This window comes from Mycobacterium sp. GA-1199 (assembly GCF_001500045.1).
Lineage (GTDB): Bacteria > Actinomycetota > Actinomycetes > Mycobacteriales > Mycobacteriaceae > Mycobacterium.
Window position 1 is genome coordinate 206,526 of the sequence record NZ_LQIX01000012.1, and the last position, 18,106, is coordinate 224,631.

Consider the following 18,106-nt stretch of genomic DNA (forward strand, 5'->3'; position numbering starts at 1 on the left):
TTAACTCTTTCCGGCGATGTGTAGTGCTGCAAGGTATCCGAACGTCATCGCCGGGCCGATGGTGCCGCCCGGGCCGGGGTAGGTGTGGCCCATCACCGGGGCGCTGACATTGCCCGCAGCATAGAGTCCCTCGATCACCGACCCGTCGTCGCGCAGAGCGCGCCCGTACACGTCGGTGACCACGCCGCCCTTGGTGCCCAGGTCACCGGGCACCAACTTGGCCGCGTAGTACGGCGGATGGGTGAGCTCGCCCAGGTTGGGATTGGGCTTGTTGGTCGGATCGCCGTAGTAGCGGTCGTAGGCGCTCTCGCCGCGCTTGAAGTCTTCGTCGACGCCGGAGCGCGCGAATCCGTTGAACCGCTCGACGGTGGCCTTGAAGGCCTCCACCGGCAACCCCGTCTTCTCGGCCAGTTCCTCGAGCGTGTCGGCCGTGACGATCACGCCCGATTCCAGCCACTTCTTCGGAATCCGCTGGCCCGGTTGAAGGCCGGCAAAGATGTAGCGGTCCCGGTACCGCTGGTCGAACACCAGCCAGGCCGGGATGTTCTCCCCGGGCCCCGGCCCCTGGCCGTACTGCCCGCCGTACATGTGGTGGCACGCCTCGACATAGGGCATCGACTCGTTCATGAACCGTTTGCCCGCCATGTTGACGATGATCGAGCCCGGCGAGTTGCGTTCCGACAGCGCAAACCACGGGGCGCCGACCAGCGGCACCGTCGGCCCCCACCAGGCGTCTTCCATGACGTCGAGTGCCGCGCCCAGCTTCTCGGCGGCGATGATGCCGTCACCGGTGTTGGCCTTGGCGCCGACCGTCCATTCGGTGGTGATCGGGGCACGCTGGTACTTGACCCGCATCTGCTCGTTGTGTTCGAAGCCGCCGGAGCCGAGGATGACGCCACGACGGGCCCGGATCAGTTCGGGCTCACCGGATTCCGGTGCGGTGCTGTCGCGTACGTAGATGCCGCGCACGACACCGTCCTCGACATAGAGGTCGGTCAGCGCGGTGTTCAGTCGAACTGGCACACCCGCCTCGCGCAGGCCGATGCGCAGCGGCGCGATCAACGCGCGGCCCATGCCGACCAGGTTCTTGCCGGTGACCTTGGCCCACGTGGCGCGCACGCCCACCTTGAGGCTGCGCAGCACACCGCGCGGATGGCGCTTGAGCTGGTTGAGCCGGACGTAGTCCTGCTGCATGACAACCATGTTCATCGGAACCTTGCCGTATGGCGGTTCCAGGCCCGGCAGGTCCGGGCCGAGTTTCTTGGCGTTGAACGGCTTGGGTTCGACGGACCGCCCCGACGGCTTGCCGCCCGGTGTCTCGGGGTAGTAGTCGGAGTAGCCCGGCACCCAGCACAGCCGCAGGGGTGAGTGCTTGAGCACGAAGGACAACATCTCCGGTCCGCGATCGAGATAGGTGTCGATCTTCTCGGCGGGCACGACGTCGCCGATGATGCTGTGCAGGTAGGTGCGGGCGGCGTCGGGAGTGTCCTTGACGCCGTCGCGCTTGAGGACCTCGTTGTTCGGGATCCAGACGCCACCACCTGACCGCGCAGTGGAACCACCGTAGTGCGGAGCCTTCTCGACGACTACTGTGGAAAGTCCCTGGTGGGCTGCGGTGAGCGCGGCGACCATACCGGCGGCGCCGCTCCCCACCACGACGACGTCGTACTCCTGACCAGTCATGTAGAACACGTTATAGAATTGCGCGGCCGACCCACAACCGCGCCGGTCAACAGAACAAGGGGACTTCATAAGAATGCTCAGTGATCAGGTGCGGCAGAAGCTGGCCGCCGATCTCGCCCAGGCCGAGCGCAGCAAGGTTCCCATCTCGCCGTTGACCGACGCCCATCCGGACATCGACGTCGTTGACGCCTACGAGATCCAGCTCATCAATATCCGCCAGCGCGTCGCCGAGGGTGCCAAGGTCATCGGCCACAAGGTCGGCCTGTCGTCGAAGGCCATGCAGCAGATGATGAACGTCGACGAACCCGACTACGGGCATCTGCTCGACGAGATGGCCGTCCACGAGGACACGCCCGTCAAGTCCGCCGACTACCTCTATCCCCGCGTCGAGGTGGAGGTGGGATTCGTCCTGGCCGACGACCTGCCCGGTGAAGGCTGCACCGAGGACGACGTGCTGGCTGCGACGGCCGCGTTCGCGCCCGCCATCGAGTTGATCGACACCCGCATCACGGACTGGAAGATCAAACTCTGCGACACGATCGCCGACAACGCGTCCTCGGCGGGCTGGGTGCTCGGTGAGAACCGGGTGTCGCCGAAGGACATCGACATCACCGCTATCGACGCGGTGCTGACCCGCAACGGCGAGGTGGTGGCGAAGGGCCGCAGCGATGCGGTGCTGGGTAACCCGGTGACCGCAGTGGCGTGGTTGGCCCGCAAGGTGGACAGCTTCGGCGTCCGCCTCAAGGCCGGTGACATCGTGTTACCCGGCTCGTGCACCAAGGCGTTCGACGCCACCCCGGGCGCCGAGTACGTCGCCGACTTCACCGGGCTGGGTTCGGTCCACCTGAGTTTCGAATAGGAGCGTTATGCCTAAAGCAAGCGTCGCGATCGTCGGATCCGGCAACATCAGCACCGACCTGCTGTACAAACTGCTGCGCTCGGAGTGGTTGGAACCACGCTGGATGATCGGCATCGACCCGGAGAGCGAGGGCCTGGCGCGCGCCCGCAAGCTCGGCTTGGAAACCTCGCACGAGGGCGTGGATTGGCTTCTGGCGCAGAGCGAGAAGCCCGACATGGTCTTCGAGGCCACCAGCGCCTACGTGCACCGCGACGCCGCGCCGAAGTATGCCGAGGCCGGTATCCGCGCGATCGACCTGACGCCCGCGGCCATCGGGCCGGGCGTGATCCCGCCCGCCAATCTGCGCGACCATCTCGACGCGCCCAACGTCAACATGGTCACCTGCGGCGGGCAGGCGACCATCCCGATCGTGTACGCGGTTTCTCGTGCGGTGGAGGTGCCCTACGCCGAGATCGTGGCCTCGGTCTCGTCGGCCTCGGCCGGTCCTGGCACGCGCGCCAACATCGACGAATTCACCAAGACCACCAGCGCCGGTGTGCAGAACATCGGTGGCGCCCAGCGCGGCAAGGCGATCATCATCCTCAATCCCGCCGAGCCGCCGATGATCATGCGCGACACCATCTTCTGCGCGATCCCCGAGGACGCCGACCACGATGCGGTCACCCAGTCGATCCGCGACGTCGTTGCCGAGGTGCAGACCTATGTGCCCGGCTACCGGTTGCTCAACGATCCGCAGTTCGACGAACCGTCGGTGGTCAACGGCGGCAACCACGTCGTCACCACATTCATCGAAGTGGAGGGTGCGGGCGATTACCTGCCGCCTTACGCTGGAAACCTGGACATCATGACCGCCGCGGCCACGAAGGTGGGCGAGGAGATCGCGAAGGAGTCCATGGCCACGAGCAGTGCAGGAGGCCAAGCATGAGCGGCACCGACAGCATCTATTTCAATCCGATCTGGGATGTCCGGATGACGGACACGTCGCTGCGCGACGGCAGTCACCACAAACGGCACCAGTTCACCAAGGAGGAAGTGCACGCGATCGTCGCGGCGCTGGACGCCGCCGGTGTGCCGGTCATCGAGGTGACCCACGGCGACGGCCTCGGTGGGTCGAGTTTCAACTACGGCTTCTCCAAGACCCCTGAGCAGGAGCTGATCAAGCTGGCCGCCGAGACGGCCACCGAATCCAAGATCGCCTTCCTGATGCTGCCCGGGGTGGGCACCAAGGAGGACATCAAGGAGGCGCAGAACAACGGCGGCTCGATCTGCCGGATCGCCACCCACTGCACCGAGGCCGACGTGTCCATCCAGCACTTCGGGCTGGCGCGTGAACTCGGCCTGGAGACCGTCGGCTTTTTGATGATGAGCCACACGATCCCGCCGGAGAAGCTGGCCGCCCAGGCGCGGATCATGGCCGACGCCGGCTGCCAGTGCGTGTACGTCGTCGACTCGGCGGGCGCGTTGGTGCTCGAGGGTGTTCGTGACCGGGTCGCGGCCCTGGTGGCGGAGTTGGGCGACGACGCGCAGGTCGGCTTCCACGGCCACGAGAACCTCGGCCTGGGCGTCGCGAACTCGATCGAGGCCGTGCGTGCGGGTGCCAAGCAGATCGACGGTTCGTGCCGCCGGTTCGGCGCGGGTGCGGGCAACGCACCGGTCGAGGCGCTGATCGGGGTGTTCGACAAGATCGGCGTCAAGACCGGTATCGACTTCTTCGACATCGCCGACGCGGCAGAAGAGGTCGTGGCACCCGCGATGCCGGCCGAGTGCCTGTTGGACCGCAACGCGCTGATCATGGGCTATTCGGGCGTGTACTCGAGCTTCCTCAAGCACGCGATCCGCCAATCCGAGCGTTACGGCGTGCCGGCGCACCAGCTGCTGCACCGCGCCGGCCAGCGCAAGCTCATCGGCGGCCAGGAGGACCAGTTGATCGACATCGCGCTGGAGATCAAGCGCGAGCAAGACAGCGCCAAGGCCGGCTAGCGGCGGCTTGATCTAGCCGGCTCGGCTACGCACCTTCCGTGCCAGCCACACCGCGAGCAGGACGGCCGCTACGGCCAGGACCGCGTACTGGTAGCGCGATGTCCACGTCGACACGGCTTCCCAGTTGTTGCCCAACTTGAAGCCGGCCACCACCAGCAGGCTGTTCCATACCGCGCTGCCCGCCGTCGTGAGTGCGATGAAACGGACGAATGGCATGCGGTAGATCCCGGCGGGAACCGAGACCAGGCTGCGGACGACAGGGATCATCCGCCCGATCAACACCGCCGCGGATCCGTAGCGACGAAACCATGCCTCGCTCTTCGCAAGGTCGTCGGCGGAGAAGAACGGTAGTCGCGCGACCATCCGGTGCACGCGGTCGCGTCCGAGGCGGGCACCCACCAGATACAGCACGATCGCGCCCACCACGGAACCCACCGTCGTCCCCACGATGGCTTCTGCCAGCGACATCTCACCGCGCGCCGCAGATAGACCTGCCAGCGGCAGGATGATCTCGCTGGGCAGTGGGGGGAAGATGTTCTCCGCTGCGATGACTGCGCCTGCGCCGACGCCACCGAGGCGGTCCATCAACGACACCGCCCACCCCGCCACGCCTCCGACGCTTGGTGCTGCGTCGGCGGCCACGGTCGCGGTCAATTTGCCGCCCCCCGGTTGGCGCGAACGCGGGTTACCCGCACGTCTGATCGCGATTTGGCGTGCGGGTAACCCACTTTCGGCGAGTCCTACGCCGCCGCGCGCGGGGCGCCGATTCCAGCGTCGATCTGCGCCGGCTTGCCCGCAGTCGGGGCGATCGGAATGTCGAAGATCGCCGTCGGGAGGTACACCGTCGCACAGGAATTCGGGATGTCCACGACACCCGAGAACCTGCCTTCGATGGGAGCGGCACCGAGCAGCAGGTACGCCTGCTCCGGGCTGTAGCCGAACTTCGTCAGGTAGTTGATCGCGTGCAGGCAGGCCCGTTGATAAGCGAGCTGCGAATCCAGATAGCGCTGTTCGCCGTCGAGGGTGACCGAGGTGCCCGAGAACGTCAGCCATTCGGAGTACTGCGGCTGGGTGTTTCCGGGGATGAAGATCGGATGCTCGCTGACCCCGTAGGTCTCCATCCCGCCGGAGATCACGTCGACGTGCAGGTCGATGAAACCGCCCATCTCGATGCCGCCGCAGAAGGTGATTTCGCCGTCGCCCTGGGAGAAGTGCAGGTCGCCCACCGACAGGTTGGCGCCGTCGACGAACACCGGATAGAAGACCCGGCTGCCTCTGGTCAGGTTCTTGATGTCCATGTTGCCGCCGTTCTCGCGAGGCGGCGCGGTGCGAGCCCCCTCGGCGGCGACCTTGTCGAACGTGTCACCGGTGAGGGTGCCGAGGATCGCGTCGTTGGGCTCCGGCGGCAGCGCGAGCGGCGGTTCGCGATCCGGGTCGGTCGCGATCAATGCCGCTTCACGAGAGTTCCAGTTGCCGAGCAGCTCGGTCGACGGTGCGGTCCCCATCAGCCCCGGGTGGGTGATGCCGGTGAACTCGACCCCGGGTACGTGCCGTGAGGTGGCCTTCTCTCCGGAGAAGTCCCAGACCGCCTTGTAGGCGTCCGGGAACTGGTCGACCAGGAAGCTGCCGCCGTTGCTCTTGGCGAAGATTCCGGTGTATCCCCAGCCTTGCCCGGCCAGCGGTCCGGAGTCCTCTTGTGGGAGAGGTCCGACGTCGAGGATGTCCACGATGAGCAGGTCGCCGGGACGGACGCCCTCCACCGCGATCGGTCCCGACAGCGCGTGCACCTTGGACATCGGAGCGTTGAGGATGTCTTCGGCGGAGTCGTCGTTGTGGATGTCGCCGTCGAACCATTCCCGACAGTGGACCCGGAACGAGTCGCCCGGCTTGACCGTGACCGCCGCGGGGATGTCGGGATGCCAGCGGTTGTGTCCGACTATCTGCTGGTCGGGGAACGGCTTGGTGGAGTCGAGCGGAAAGATCAGTTCGGGCATGGGATCACCTTCAGGGTTGGGGCAACGTGCGGTGTAGCGAGTTGGTGCTCGTAGGTCGGCGACGAGCCGTGGGCGGTGGTGCGGTGACGACCCCGGGACGATCAGCGCTGGCGCGGGTGGCGTCCTGGAGTTTCATCGCGATGTCGGTGCGGCCCAAATGTGGCATCGACATCATCTTCAGCGCGTGCCCCGCGCACTGCGGGCAGTCGACGACATCCGGGCAGCTGTGCATGGAGAACGTCTGCTCGGTTATGCCGCAGCCGGATTCGCATCGAAATCGGTAGAGCACCATGATCAGCTCCGTACAACTCGAGATCGCGGGGACACGTCAGCCGCATACCCCGCCGATTGCGCGGTAACCCTGTCCGGTCGTCGGTCCGGACCGGCACGATGGGGCCATGGCGACGCGCGAACAAGCTCAGTCGATCCTTTCGCAGTTGGCCGGGCCGACGGCGATGCTGCGCGACGATCAGTGGGCCGCCATCGAGGCGCTGGTCGTGCACCGTCGTCGGGCACTGGTCGTGCAGCGCACGGGGTGGGGGAAGTCGGCGGTCTACTTCATCGCGGCCAAGCTCTTGCGCGCCGAAGGGCAGGGACCGACGGTGATCGTGTCGCCGTTGTTGGCGCTGATGCGAAACCAGGTGGCCGCAGCAGAACGGGCGGGTGTGCACGCCGCGACCATCAACTCCAGCAATGTCGCCGATTGGGACGACATCCACCGCCGGGTGCGTGGCGGTGAGCTCGATGTGCTGCTGGTCAGCCCGGAACGCCTCAACAATCCCGATTTCCGCGACGCTGTGTTGCCCGCGCTGGCACGTGATGCCGGGCTGGTCGTGGTCGACGAGGCGCACTGCGTGTCGGACTGGGGCCATGACTTCCGGCCCGACTACCGGCGCATCCGCACGCTGATCGCTGAACTCGGCGACGGTATCCCGGTGCTGGCGACCACCGCGACCGCCAACGACAGGGTGGTCGACGACGTCGCGGCGCAGTTGGGTGTCGGAGGCGGCGACACCTTGGTGCTCCGCGGCGGATTGGACCGTGAATCGCTGCGGCTCTCGGTGGTCAAGGCGGGCAACCCGGCCCAACGCGCGGCTTGGCTTGCCGCGCATATCGATTCGTTGCCCGGGTCGGGCATCGTCTACACGTTGACCGTCGCGCAGGCTCACGACATCGCCGCGTTGCTGCGCGAGCAAGGGCATACGGTGGCGGCGTACACCGGCGCGACCGAGGGCGCCGAGCGCGAACAACTCGAGGCCGATCTGCTGGCCAACCGCGTCAAGGCGTTGATCGCGACGTCGGCGCTCGGTATGGGATTCGACAAACCCGACCTCGGATTCGTCGTGCATCTCGGCGCACCGTCCTCACCGATCGCGTACTACCAGCAGGTCGGCCGTGCCGGCCGCTCGACGACCAGCGCGGAGGTGATCCTGTTGCCGGGCCGTGAGGATCAGGACGTCTGGCGGTACTTCTCGTCGGTGGTGTTTCCGTCGGAAGCCATGGTGCGCAATGTGATTCGTGCCCTGGAGCCGGACCGTCCGCAGTCGACGGCGGCGTTGGAACCGATGGTCGACCTCAACCGGACGCGGCTGGAGATGGTGCTCAAGGTGCTCGACGTCGACGGTGCGGTCCGGCGGGTGAAGGGCGGCTGGGTCGGCACCGGCATGGAGTGGACCTACGACGAGGCGCGCTATCGCAAGCTCGACGAGGCGCGTAAACGTGAGCAGCAGGCGATGCTCGACTACCAGGCGACCGACCGCTGCCGGATGGCATTCTTGCGGGCTCAGCTCGACGATCCGGAACTCGGCGAAGGCGAGCGATGCGGTCGCTGCGACAACTGCACGGGTTCGCACTACGACGCTGTCGTCGACGCCGGTGCCGTCGAGCACACGCATGCGCACCTCATGCGGCCGGGCGTCGAACTGACACCACGCAAACAGTGGCCGTCCGGGCTCGAGAAGCTCGGGCTGGAGCTCAAGGGCAAGATCAGCGACGGGCCCGAGCCCGGCCGCGCCATCGGCAGGTTGACCGATCTCGGCTGGGGCGCCCGGCTGCGGCGCCTGCTCGACGAACCGGACGCGGAGGTGTCCGATGCCGTGGTGCAGGCGGCCGTGCAGGTGCTGGCCGCATGGGACTGGGAGACCCGCCCGGCCGCGGTGATGGCCCTGGACTCGGGCACCCATCCGTTGCTGATCACCTCGCTGGCGCGTGAATTGTCCCGGCTGGGTCGACTCACAGATCTGGGTGTGCTGCGATACGTGCCCGGACGCAGACCGGTGACCGCGGCGAACTCGGCGTACCGCGTCGCGGCGCTGGACGGGGCGTGGCAGACCCCGGAGTTGTCTGTTGTGGACGGACCGGTGCTGTTGGTCGACGACGTCACCGACACGGGGTGGACGCTGACGATGGCGTCGCGGCTGGTCAGGGCGGCGGGCGCGCCGGCCGTGCTGCCGTTTGCGCTGGCCAGCGTGAGCTGACGGCTCCTTTGCGCACGACCATCGGCTCGCTTGGCGGCTCCGGGTGCTTAAGGGGTTGATATCACGCACCACGTGCGTGCGATCAACCGGTTAGCGCGCTGGGGTTGCTGACACCCGAAAAACGCCGTCTGTACTGGGGCTGTTTAGCCCGCCCCCCGGGCCGGTTACGCCTTACGGAGCGGCCACCGGGTCGCAGACCGAAGGAGTGATTTGATGAACCTGTCCGCAACGACCGTTCGACGCGGCCTGTACGGCATGTTCGCCGGCGGCCTGCTTGCTTTCGGTTCCGCCGCGATCGTGGCACCGGTTGCCAACGCGCAGCCGGCTCCTGCTCCGACGCAGGACAATACCTGCAGCGTGAGCGCGATCGCCAACACCTCGAGCACGGTGTCGGCTTCGACGAGCACCTATCTCGCCTCGAACCCCGAGGCCAACGAGGCGCTGACGGAGATCGCCACGAAGCCGCAGGACCAGGCCACGCAGGACTTCCGCGCCTACTTCGCGCAGAACCCGCAGGTCGAATCCGAGTTGAAGGCGATCAACCAGCCGGTCGCGGAGATCTCGAGCCAGTGTGGTGTCGAGGTGACTCCGACACCGATCTCGGCCGCGTTGACTGACGCGTAACCCGTGAACGACCTTGTGGCGCCGGCTCCCAGCCGGCGCCACACGCGTTTTCGGGTCGGACGTCACCGCCTCAACTCCCCCGAAATTGGAACAGCCGCCCTGCCGTGCGGCAGGGCGGCTGCTGTGTGAAGGTTCAACGCGTCATCGGTAAGCGATGAACACGCCGTTTTCCAGCGTCACACCGAATGCGTTCGCCTCAGCGTTCCATTCCACCTTTAGCGGTTGAAGGTCGGGGAAATCCGGACGCAATTCGACGGGCGGCAGCCACACGTCCGGGATCCCTAAGCGTGCCGGGTTATCCCAGTGTCCTGGGGGAACGCCATAGAGCGGGTTGGGCACACCATCGACGATCTCCGGCGCCTTCTTCACCTGTCCGGGCGGGCCGAACGGGTTGTGCCCCGGAGGATCGCCCGGTCCCCAGTGCGAGATGCCCGGATGCGGACCCGGGTCCGGACGAGGCGGATCTGCCTGCGCGAGCCCGCTACCCAGTGCGAATGCCGACAAACCGAGCGCACCCGCCATTGCGGTAGTAGCTGCAAGTTTCTTGATCTCCACGGTTGAACTCCTTGTTCGGTGATGGCGCCGAAGTCACGGCGCTACATCGACTTGTTGTTCGTAACCGCCCCGACCGGTGCGACCGGTGCGGCTTGAAGACCCCCAGACGGAATCTGGTTACCCCCGGCTCGCGTGGCAAAACACGTGAACTCAAAAAAGTATGTTTGCTGGTCTAAGTGGTACCGCGACGCTTCACGCCGCCCAGCTGCCTCGTCACCACGTCCGCGGTCGCGACCAACGCCCGCGCCCGTTCGGTGATCTCGTTGTCGGTCAATGCCTTTCCGATATGCATCGAGGCGACCATGATCTGTCGCTGGTAGTGGTCGTACACCGGTGCCGAGATCACGCTGATGTCATGACGTTTGCGGCCACCGTCGTTCTCGTCGCGCAGGTAGACCCGTTCGCCGATGTCGGAGACCAGTTCCCCGAGCAGCGCACGCAACTCGTCAGGCAATTGTGTCGACATCCCCGCCATCAACGAATACAGCCGTCGCCCGCCGGGTGTCAGCCGCTCAACCAGGTACCCATCGGCCCGGCACTCGGCGATCACCCGGTGCAACCGCTCGGTGTCGGTGCGCAGTGGAAGCGTCGGCTCCTTGGCCAACCATTCGCGTTCGGCTTCGTCGTCCCAGAGCACGAACATCAGGCCCACCGGAGGGGCGAACGGATAGCTCTGACCGACCTCGACGCCGGGCCGCGCGCCGGCGGGCGCCACGAGGTCCAGCACCGTGATCCGGTCGTCGACCACGCCCGAGAGCGCCGCTGTGACACCGAACCGCGCCGAGAGCCGACGCAGTTCCTCCCTGGCGGCTGGGTTGACTCGCATCGACTCCTGGGCTCGGTGGCCGAGGGTGATCAGCGATGGGCCCAGCCGGTAGGTCTTGTCGGTCGGATCGCGCACGAGATACCCCGCCTCGCACAACGAGGAGAGGATGCCCAGGCAGGTCGGCTTGCTCAGCCCCACCCGGCGGGCCAGCTCCGATACACCGAAACGCTCGGCGGGGCGGTCCGCGAGATAGTCCAGGACGCGCACCACCCGATCGGTCGGGGGTGATGCGCGGCCGGACGGCTCGGTGCTGGGCACCTCAGCAGCGTACTCGGCGTTCCATATATGTACCGTAGCGGTCGATATGTTGACTCTTGCTAGAACGCGTTCTAGTTTCGCAGTGTGTACTCACAGCCGCTGATCGATGCGATCGCCGAAGCCGAGCGCCTCGTGTCCACCGCGCCGTTCATCGAGTCCGAGGGCGATCTGCTCGAGGGTCTGCAGTACTTGGCCGGATGCGTCGCAGCATGCACTCACCTGGCGTTCGATTACGACCGCGACCATCCGTTCATGCAGTCCGGGACCGGGCCGTTCACGAAGATGGGCCTCGACAATCCGGACGCGCTCTACTTCGGCACCCGTGTTCAGGCCGGTCACGAGTACGTCGTCACCGGTAAGCGAGGGACCACGACCGACCTGGCTTTCCAGATGCTCGGCGGCGAGTACACCGACGACAACGTCCCGCCGAGCCAGGCCGCGTTCGACGACCGCGAACTCGACATCGCCGAAGACGGCACCTACGAGTGGCGCTTCACCCCGGACAGCCCGTCGCAGTTGGTGGTTCGCGAGGTCTACAACGACTGGTCGGCACAGCGCGGCTACATCAGCATCGCGCGCACCGACACCGCGGGCACCGCACCGCCGCCGCTGACCAAGGAACTCATCGAGAAGCGCTATGCGGTGGCCGGTAAGCAACTGGTCCAGCGGGTCAAGACGTGGCTGCAGTTCCCGCAGTGGTTCTACAACACCCTGCCGGTCAACACGCTCACCGCGCCGAGGCTCACACCGGGCGGACTGGCAACCCAGTACTCGTCGGTCGGCCACTTCGACCTGGCACCGGACCAGGCCATGCTCATCACACTGCCGGTCGGCGACGCGCCGTATCTCGGGTTCCAGCTCGGCAGCCTCTGGTACATCTCGCTGGACTACATCAACCACCAGACGTCGCTGAACGGCACTCAGGCACAGGCCGATCCGGACAACAAGATTCGCATCGTCGTCTCCGATGCCAACCCCGGTGTTACCAATTGGTGCGAGACGCTCGGCCACCGCAAGGGATACCTCCAGTTCCGCTGGCAGCGATTGTCGCGGGCGTTGACCGAGGCCGACGGTCCGACGGTCGAGGTCCTCGATCTGGACAAGGTCGCCGACGCGCTGCCGTACTACGACAGCAACAAGATCTCCGACGACGAATGGCGTGCCAGAATCGCACTGCGGCAACGGCAGATCCAGAACAGGATGGTGGGCTGACCATGGCTGGGATGCTCGATGGAAAGGTCGTCGTCATCAGCGGCGTCGGGCCCGCGCTGGGCACCACGCTTGCGCGCCGGTGTGCCCAGGAGGGCGCGGACCTCGTGCTGGCGGCCCGCACCGTGGAACGGCTGGAGGACGTCGCCAAGCAGGTCACCGATCTGGGCAGGCGGGCGCTGTCGGTGGGCACCGACATCACCGACGAGGCGCAGGTGAACAACCTCGTCGACGAGACGATGAAGGCGTACGGCAAAGTCGACGTGCTCATCAACAACGCGTTTCGGGTGCCGTCGATGAAGCCGTTGGCCAACACCACTTTCGAGCACATGCGCGATGCGATCGAGTTGACCGTCTTCGGCGCGTTGCGGCTGATTCAGGGATTCACGCCTGCGCTGGCCGAGGCCAACGGATCCGTTGTGAACGTGAATTCGATGGTGGTGCGTCACTCGCAGGCCAAGTACGGCGCCTACAAGATGGCGAAGTCGGCGCTGCTGGCGATGTCGCAGTCGTTGGCCACCGAACTGGGTGAACAGGGTATCCGGGTGAATTCGATTCTGCCGGGCTATATCTGGGGTGGAACACTGGAGAGCTACTTCAACCATCAGGCCGGCAAGTACGGCACCACCGTCGACGAGATCTACAAGGCGACCGCCGCCGCGTCCGATCTCAAACGGCTGCCCACCGAGGGCGAGGTGGCCTCGGCGATCCTGTTCATGGCCAGCGATCTGTCGAGCGGAATCACCGGCCAGGCACTGGATGTCAACTGTGGGGAGTACAAGGCGTGACGCGCACCGACGTCGGCACCGTCGAGGATCTGCACGCGTCGGCGACCAAGGCCTGCGGCCTCGACGACTTCGGCAGCGACGACGACAACTACCGCGAAGCACTCGGAGTACTGCTCGAGTCCTACCGCCGCGACGCCGATCTCACCGAGTTCGGCAGCAAGATGCAACGGTTCTTCGTGCGCAACGCGCTGGTCGCGCGGCTGGTGTCCGAAGCGGCTTTCAAGCAGCACCCGCAGCATGCCGACATCGCGATCGAAAAGCCGATCTTCGTGACAGGTCTGCCTCGCACCGGCACCACCGCCATCCACCGGCTCCTGGCCGCCGACCCTCGCCACCAAGGGCTCGAGTTGTGGCTCGCCGAGTTTCCTCAGCCTCGACCACCGCGCGAAACCTGGTCCCACAACCCGGTTTTCGCGCAACTCGATGCCCAGTTCAGCAAGGCGCACGCGGAGAATCCCGACTACACCGGGTTGCATTACATGACCGCAGACGAGGTCGAGGAATGCTGGCAGCTGCTCCGCCAGTCGCTGCATTCGGTGTCCTACGAGACGTTGGCCCACATCCCGACGTATTCGCAGTGGCTGGCGAAGCAGGACTGGACGAAGCCCTACCAGCGACATCGCAAAAACCTTCAGTTGATCGGCCTCAACGAGCCCGAGAAGCGGTGGGTCCTGAAGAATCCGAGCCACCTGTTCGCGCTCGACGCGCTGTTCAAGACCTATCCGGATGCGCTGGTCATCCAGTGTCACCGGCCACCGGAGACGATCATGGCGTCGATGTGCTCGCTGGCCCAGCACACCACCGAGGGCTGGTCCAACACGTTCGTCGGGGAGACCATCGGACGCGATTCGCTGGAGACCTGGTCGCGGGGACTGCAACTGTTCAACGCCGAACGGGCCGAACACGATCCGGCCCAATTCTACGATCTCGACTACTTCGATCTGGTCAAGGATCCCGTCGGCGCCGTCGCCGACATCTACCGCGCGTTCGGGATCGAGTTCACCGACGCCGCGCGTGAAGCGGCGACCGCGACCCACGAAGAGAGCAAGAAGGGTCCGCGGGCACCGAAGCACACCTACTCGCTGGCCGACTACGGCCTCACCGACGACGAGGTCAAGGAGCGCTTCAAGGAACTGTAGTCAGGCGGTGGTGTTGGCCAACTTCTCGATGCGTTCGAGCGCGTCCTCGGCCAGCGACCGCACGTCGTATCCGTTGGCGGGACCACACGTCGAAATCTCGATCGCGGCGTTGTGCGCGGCCACGAAAGCGCTGTCGCAAGCCCAGGTGTCACCTTTGAACGACCACAGCAGGATCTCGGCGGAACCGGAATCGACTTGCGGCAGAAGCCCGAAGACATACTCGCGGTCGGCCATGCTGGTGACCCGAAAGCGCGTGTCCCGACAGGAGTCGATCGTGCGTTTGGCTTGTGCAAGCGCATCTTTGGCGTCGAAATCGGCGCGGTAGACGCCGACCATCTCCTCGACGTACACGTCGAGAGCGCCGTTGACGGTCATCCAGTGCCCGCCGTCGTACGCCGCGGGATCGTGATCGACGATGAACGGCGGGTCCACCTCACGCGCCACACCCGCGCATTCGGCGGGGTCGACGGTCACGAACAGGTTGCCGTCGCCCTTCGTCACGTCGGGGCTCAGCAGGTCGCCGACCTGTCCGGCCGTGATCGGGGCGACCGGCGGTTCGGGCGCCGGTTGCGGGCTGTCCACCACCCGTGTGCAGGCCGCAGCGGTCACCGCGAACAGACAGAAAGTGACCGCAACGCAGCGCATATCAGAGCACTTTACGACGGCCTCGCGTTGAGATATCTAGCCGTCGCCGGGGGAGGGGGCCGAGGAGATCTCTTCCAGGCATCCCTCGGCCACGGCGTGCTTGATGCTGTCGGCCAGCCGGGGGCAGGCCTTGGCGCGCGCGGGGTCGCGGCCGGATTCCCGGATCTCGGCGAAGTACGCGCACCGACGCGAGGCCTCGGTGTTCCACTGCACCGAGGTGTGAGCCGGTCCCAGCTTCTTGACGTCCACCGAGACATGGCAGAAGCGGCAGTCGACGGACACCAGGCCCGACCTCAGATACCGCTCGCGGTCACGCTGGGTGGCCTCCCGCAGTGCCGCCGCGCGCTCACCACCGAAAGAGGGGGCCTTGGAGGTGATTTCGGGCCCCAACCCGCCGTGACCGTGACCGTGGCCGTCGTCGTCATGCGCACCGTGCAGCAGGAGCATCGCCCGGGCCAGCCGGTCGACGTCGGGTGCCTTACGGTCTTCGGTCACGACTTCTGCTCGGCTCTTTCCTTCTGATCCTTCTCTTCCGCCTGACGCTTGAGGTTCTCCTCGACCTCGACATGCCACTTCTCGTTGGCCGCCGTGGTGTCGACCTCGATCTCGAAGCGGTCGGTCATGTCCGGGGTGATGTCGGCGACGTCGACGTAGAACTGCTGATACCACCGGCGCATCTGGTACACCGCGCCGTCCTCCTCGACGAGCAGCGGGTTGTCGATGCGGGTCTTGTGCTTCCAGATCTCCACATCCTGCAGGAAGCCCTTGCTGACACCCTCGGTGAACGTGTTGGCGAGCTTCTCTGTCATCTTCTCGTCGAGGCCCTTGGGCTTTTCGACGATGACGCCCCACTGCAACATGAACGAGTTCTGCGTGACGGGGTAGTGGCAGTTGATCAGGATCGACTCGGCCTTGTAGCCGCCATAGTTGTTGTGCAGCCAGTTGATCATGAACGACGGGCCGAAATAGGACGCCTCCGAGTCGAGGTGCGCCTCACCGTAGGTGGTGCCCATGTCGTTGATGTCGGGCCGGCCCACGTTGTGCAGATACTGCGATGCGATATGGCCTTCGAAGACGTTCTTGAAGTACGTCGGCAAGCCGTAGTGGATGTAGAAGAAGTGCGCCATGTCGGTGACGTTGTCGATGATCTCCCGGCAGTTCGCGTTCTCGATCAGGATCGAGTTCCACTTCCAGTCGGTCCACTCGTCGCTCTCGAACTCCGGGATGTCGGGAATCCGGACCTCGGGCTGGGGCGGGTTGCCCTCGTGGTCGTGCCAGACGAACAACAGACCGCCGCGAACGTCGGTCTCCCAGGAGCGGGTGCGGGCCAATCGCGGTGTCCGCTTGGCGTAGGGCACCAGCTTGCACTTGCCGTCGCCACCCCAGCGCCAGTCGTGGAACGGGCAGGCGACCTCGTCGCCCTTGATCGTGCCCTGGGCGAGGTTCCCGCCCATGTGCCGGCAGTAGCCGTCGAGCACTTTCAGATCGCCGTGTGAATCGGCGAAGACCACCAGCATGGTGCCGAAGATCTCGATGCCGTGCGGCTTGCCGTCCAGGTAGTTCTTTACCGGGCCCAGGCAGTGCCAACCCCGGGCGTACCGGTCGGGCAGGGCGCCGGTGTCGATCTCACGAATTCCCGCACTGTTGGTAGTCACGGTGGGCCTCCCGCTTCTGTGTCTCTAACTAGAACACGTTACAGTTTTTCCCGCTCTCCACGCAATCTATGCAGGTAATTCGCCTCCCCGTGAAGCGCTCATCGGGGGTCAACTAGGGGTATAACCAAACGATGCCGTTGTACTCGTTCGAGGGGCGCGCACCGACGATCGATCCGGACGCGTTCATCGCGCCGACGGCCACGCTGGTGGGTGACGTGCACGTCGAGGCGGGGGCGTCGGTGTGGTTCAACGCGGTGCTGCGGGCCGACTTCGCCCCGATCGTGGTCCGCGAGGGCGCCAACGTTCAGGACTGTTGCGTTCTGCACGCCCCGCCCGGCATTCCGGTGGACGTCGGACCCGGCGCCACGATCGCCCACGCGTGCGTCGTGCACGGCGCGCACATCGGCGCGGAGGCGGTCCTGGCCAACCACTGCACCGTGCTCGACGGCGCGGTCATCGGCAGGCGCACTCTTATCGCGGCGCACTCGCTCGTCACCGGCGGCACGAAGATCCCCGACGAGGTGCTGGTGACCGGCGCGCCTGCGAAGGTGCGCGGTCCGATCGCGGGCACCGGCGCGGAGATGTGGGTGAACACCAATCCCGGCGCGTACCAGGAATTGGCCCGACGCTACTCGACGGGTCTGCAGCCCGTCGAAGAGTGACTACTACGGCTCCGGGAGGCCGACGCGAAGGGCGATGTCCTGCATCTTGCCGATGTTGATCACGAATCCGTCGGTGGTGGCGTCGCCGAGCGCGCTTTGAAACTCCAGTCGCACCAGCGCGGGACCCTGCGTGAACAGCAGTAACGTGACCGCCTTGCTGCCGTCGACGGACTCGCCGACGGCGATGGTGCCGTCGGTGCCGACCGGGACCGGCCGCGGTGTCGCGTCGGTGACCACCTGGTCGAGCCTGGGTATGGACTCGCGCAGCGTTTTGGTCGCGGTTTCGGCGTCCGGGTAGACGACGACCGTGTTGGAGATGGCACGGGTGTCGTCCTGGTTGACGAACAGCGCGCTGGCTCCGGGCAATCCTCCCGGCGCCGGGTTCGTCGACGCAACGGTGAAGGTGTCCTCGGCGTCGCTGAGATCGGACGCCTGCAGTAGTGGGCGGCTGTAATCCACGTTCGCGTCCGACTGGCCGGTGCCGGTGGTCGTGGTGTTAGGTGCCGGAGAGGCGGTAGGCGACGTGGTCGGGCTTGTGGTGCCCGTGTTCGGGACGGGGCCGGACGTGGCGTCACAACCGACAGTGGCGGCGCAGACGGCAGCCACCACCGCCGCGGCGGACATCGACTTCGTGACTGTGAGTCGGCGGACTTCAAACATGGGACCCGGTTTCGTGTCTATGGACGGACTTCGATTCCGACGGTACTGAAAACGCCTTCCGCGCAGGCTGCGAGGCAGCGACCCGCGCGGGG

19 protein-coding genes are annotated in these 18,106 nt (G+C 65.9%); 9 read left to right on the forward strand and 10 right to left on the reverse strand.

The genetic code is table 11. From position 1 onward, the window contains the following. The gene (gene kstD / locus AU198_RS10020) at positions 1-1,683 is read right to left on the reverse strand and encodes a 3-oxosteroid 1-dehydrogenase (protein ID WP_064348200.1); all 1,683 of its coding nucleotides are present in this window, start codon (positions 1,681-1,683) and stop codon (positions 1-3) included. 73 nt (positions 1,684-1,756) lie between these two features. Between kstD and AU198_RS10025 the strand changes: the two genes are divergently transcribed. From AU198_RS10025 to dmpG, 3 genes are read left to right on the forward strand one after another with little or no spacing between them, the layout of a single operon-like run. Then, the gene (locus AU198_RS10025) at positions 1,757-2,542 is read left to right on the forward strand and encodes a 2-keto-4-pentenoate hydratase (RefSeq protein WP_064347950.1); all 786 of its coding nucleotides are present in this window, start codon (positions 1,757-1,759) and stop codon (positions 2,540-2,542) included. A gap of 7 nt (positions 2,543-2,549) precedes the next feature. Next, entirely contained in the window at positions 2,550-3,467 is a 918-nt protein-coding gene (locus AU198_RS10030) for an acetaldehyde dehydrogenase (acetylating) (protein ID WP_064347951.1), read from the forward strand. Continuing rightward, the gene (gene dmpG, locus AU198_RS10035) at positions 3,464-4,522 is read left to right on the forward strand and encodes a 4-hydroxy-2-oxovalerate aldolase (RefSeq protein WP_064347952.1); all 1,059 of its coding nucleotides are present in this window, start codon (positions 3,464-3,466) and stop codon (positions 4,520-4,522) included. The genes AU198_RS10030 and dmpG overlap by 4 nt, the downstream gene beginning before the upstream one ends. 12 nt (positions 4,523-4,534) lie before the next feature. Here the strand turns inward: dmpG and AU198_RS10040 are convergent, their stop codons facing one another. From AU198_RS10040 to AU198_RS26145, 3 genes are all read right to left on the reverse strand, one after another. Further along, a complete protein-coding gene (locus AU198_RS10040; RefSeq protein WP_064347953.1) occupies positions 4,535-5,176 on the reverse strand; it encodes a DedA family protein in 642 nt (213 codons plus the stop codon). An 86-nt stretch (positions 5,177-5,262) separates the two neighbouring features. Further along, positions 5,263-6,516, reverse strand: coding sequence for a formamidase (gene fmdA / locus AU198_RS10045; RefSeq protein ID WP_064347954.1), 1,254 nt, complete (start codon positions 6,514-6,516; stop codon positions 5,263-5,265). A gap of 10 nt (positions 6,517-6,526) precedes the next feature. Then, positions 6,527-6,808 (reverse strand): zinc ribbon domain-containing protein, encoded by a 282-nt coding sequence (locus tag AU198_RS26145; RefSeq protein ID WP_156431546.1) that lies wholly within the window; start codon positions 6,806-6,808, stop codon positions 6,527-6,529. 106 nt (positions 6,809-6,914) lie between these two features. Between AU198_RS26145 and AU198_RS10050 the strand changes: the two genes are divergently transcribed. Together AU198_RS10050 and AU198_RS10055 are read left to right on the forward strand one after the other, a co-directional pair. After that, positions 6,915-8,993, forward strand: a complete 2,079-nt coding sequence (locus AU198_RS10050; protein ID WP_064347955.1) for a RecQ family ATP-dependent DNA helicase — start codon at positions 6,915-6,917, stop codon at positions 8,991-8,993. Positions 8,994-9,206: 213 nt separating this feature from the next. Beyond that, on the forward strand, positions 9,207-9,617 hold the full coding sequence (locus AU198_RS10055; RefSeq protein WP_064347956.1) for a hemophore-related protein: 411 nt from the start codon (positions 9,207-9,209) through the stop codon (positions 9,615-9,617). 141 nt (positions 9,618-9,758) lie between these two features. On the opposite strand, the gene AU198_RS10060 is transcribed toward AU198_RS10055, so the two are convergent. Together AU198_RS10060 and AU198_RS10065 are read right to left on the reverse strand one after the other, a co-directional pair. Then, positions 9,759-10,172, reverse strand: a complete 414-nt coding sequence (locus AU198_RS10060; protein ID WP_064347957.1) for a hypothetical protein — start codon at positions 10,170-10,172, stop codon at positions 9,759-9,761. A gap of 172 nt (positions 10,173-10,344) precedes the next feature. After that, positions 10,345-11,256, reverse strand: a complete 912-nt coding sequence (locus AU198_RS10065; protein ID WP_064347958.1) for an IclR family transcriptional regulator — start codon at positions 11,254-11,256, stop codon at positions 10,345-10,347. Between the two features lie 84 nt (positions 11,257-11,340). On the opposite strand from AU198_RS10065, the gene AU198_RS10070 reads away from it, so the two are divergent. The 3 genes from AU198_RS10070 to AU198_RS10080 are packed head-to-tail and all read left to right on the forward strand — an operon-like array spanning position 11,341 to position 14,392. Further along, positions 11,341-12,468: a hypothetical protein gene (locus AU198_RS10070; RefSeq protein WP_064347959.1), complete on the forward strand. Its 1,128-nt coding sequence runs from the start codon at positions 11,341-11,343 to the stop codon at positions 12,466-12,468. A gap of 2 nt (positions 12,469-12,470) precedes the next feature. Next, positions 12,471-13,253, forward strand: a complete 783-nt coding sequence (locus tag AU198_RS10075) for an SDR family oxidoreductase (protein WP_064347960.1) — start codon at positions 12,471-12,473, stop codon at positions 13,251-13,253. Then, a complete protein-coding gene (locus tag AU198_RS10080) occupies positions 13,250-14,392 on the forward strand; it encodes a sulfotransferase family protein (protein ID WP_064347961.1) in 1,143 nt (380 codons plus the stop codon). The genes AU198_RS10075 and AU198_RS10080 overlap by 4 nt, the downstream gene beginning before the upstream one ends. Here the strand turns inward: AU198_RS10080 and AU198_RS10085 are convergent, their stop codons facing one another. Genes AU198_RS10085 through AU198_RS10095 form a run of 3 tightly spaced genes read right to left on the reverse strand, consistent with a single transcriptional unit; the run spans position 14,393 to position 16,692 of the window. Further along, positions 14,393-15,037: a sensor domain-containing protein gene (locus tag AU198_RS10085; RefSeq protein ID WP_064347962.1), complete on the reverse strand. Its 645-nt coding sequence runs from the start codon at positions 15,035-15,037 to the stop codon at positions 14,393-14,395. It abuts the gene before it with no gap. Positions 15,038-15,073: 36 nt separating this feature from the next. Then, positions 15,074-15,484, reverse strand: a complete 411-nt coding sequence (locus AU198_RS10090; RefSeq protein WP_064348201.1) for a hypothetical protein — start codon at positions 15,482-15,484, stop codon at positions 15,074-15,076. A gap of 44 nt (positions 15,485-15,528) precedes the next feature. Further along, on the reverse strand, positions 15,529-16,692 hold the full coding sequence (locus tag AU198_RS10095; RefSeq protein ID WP_064347963.1) for a 3-ketosteroid-9-alpha-monooxygenase, oxygenase component: 1,164 nt from the start codon (positions 16,690-16,692) through the stop codon (positions 15,529-15,531). 131 nt (positions 16,693-16,823) lie between these two features. Here AU198_RS10095 and AU198_RS10100 point away from each other — a divergent pair, with 131 nt between their 5' ends. Further along, entirely contained in the window at positions 16,824-17,354 is a 531-nt protein-coding gene (locus AU198_RS10100) for a gamma carbonic anhydrase family protein (protein WP_064347964.1), read from the forward strand. 3 nt (positions 17,355-17,357) lie between these two features. Here AU198_RS10100 and AU198_RS10105 read toward each other — a convergent pair whose 3' ends face one another. Beyond that, positions 17,358-18,014 carry a hypothetical protein gene (locus AU198_RS10105; RefSeq protein ID WP_064347965.1) on the reverse strand — a complete coding sequence of 219 codons (657 nt, stop codon included), beginning with the start codon at positions 18,012-18,014 and terminating at the stop codon, positions 17,358-17,360. Between the last annotated feature and the right edge of the window lie 92 nt (positions 18,015-18,106).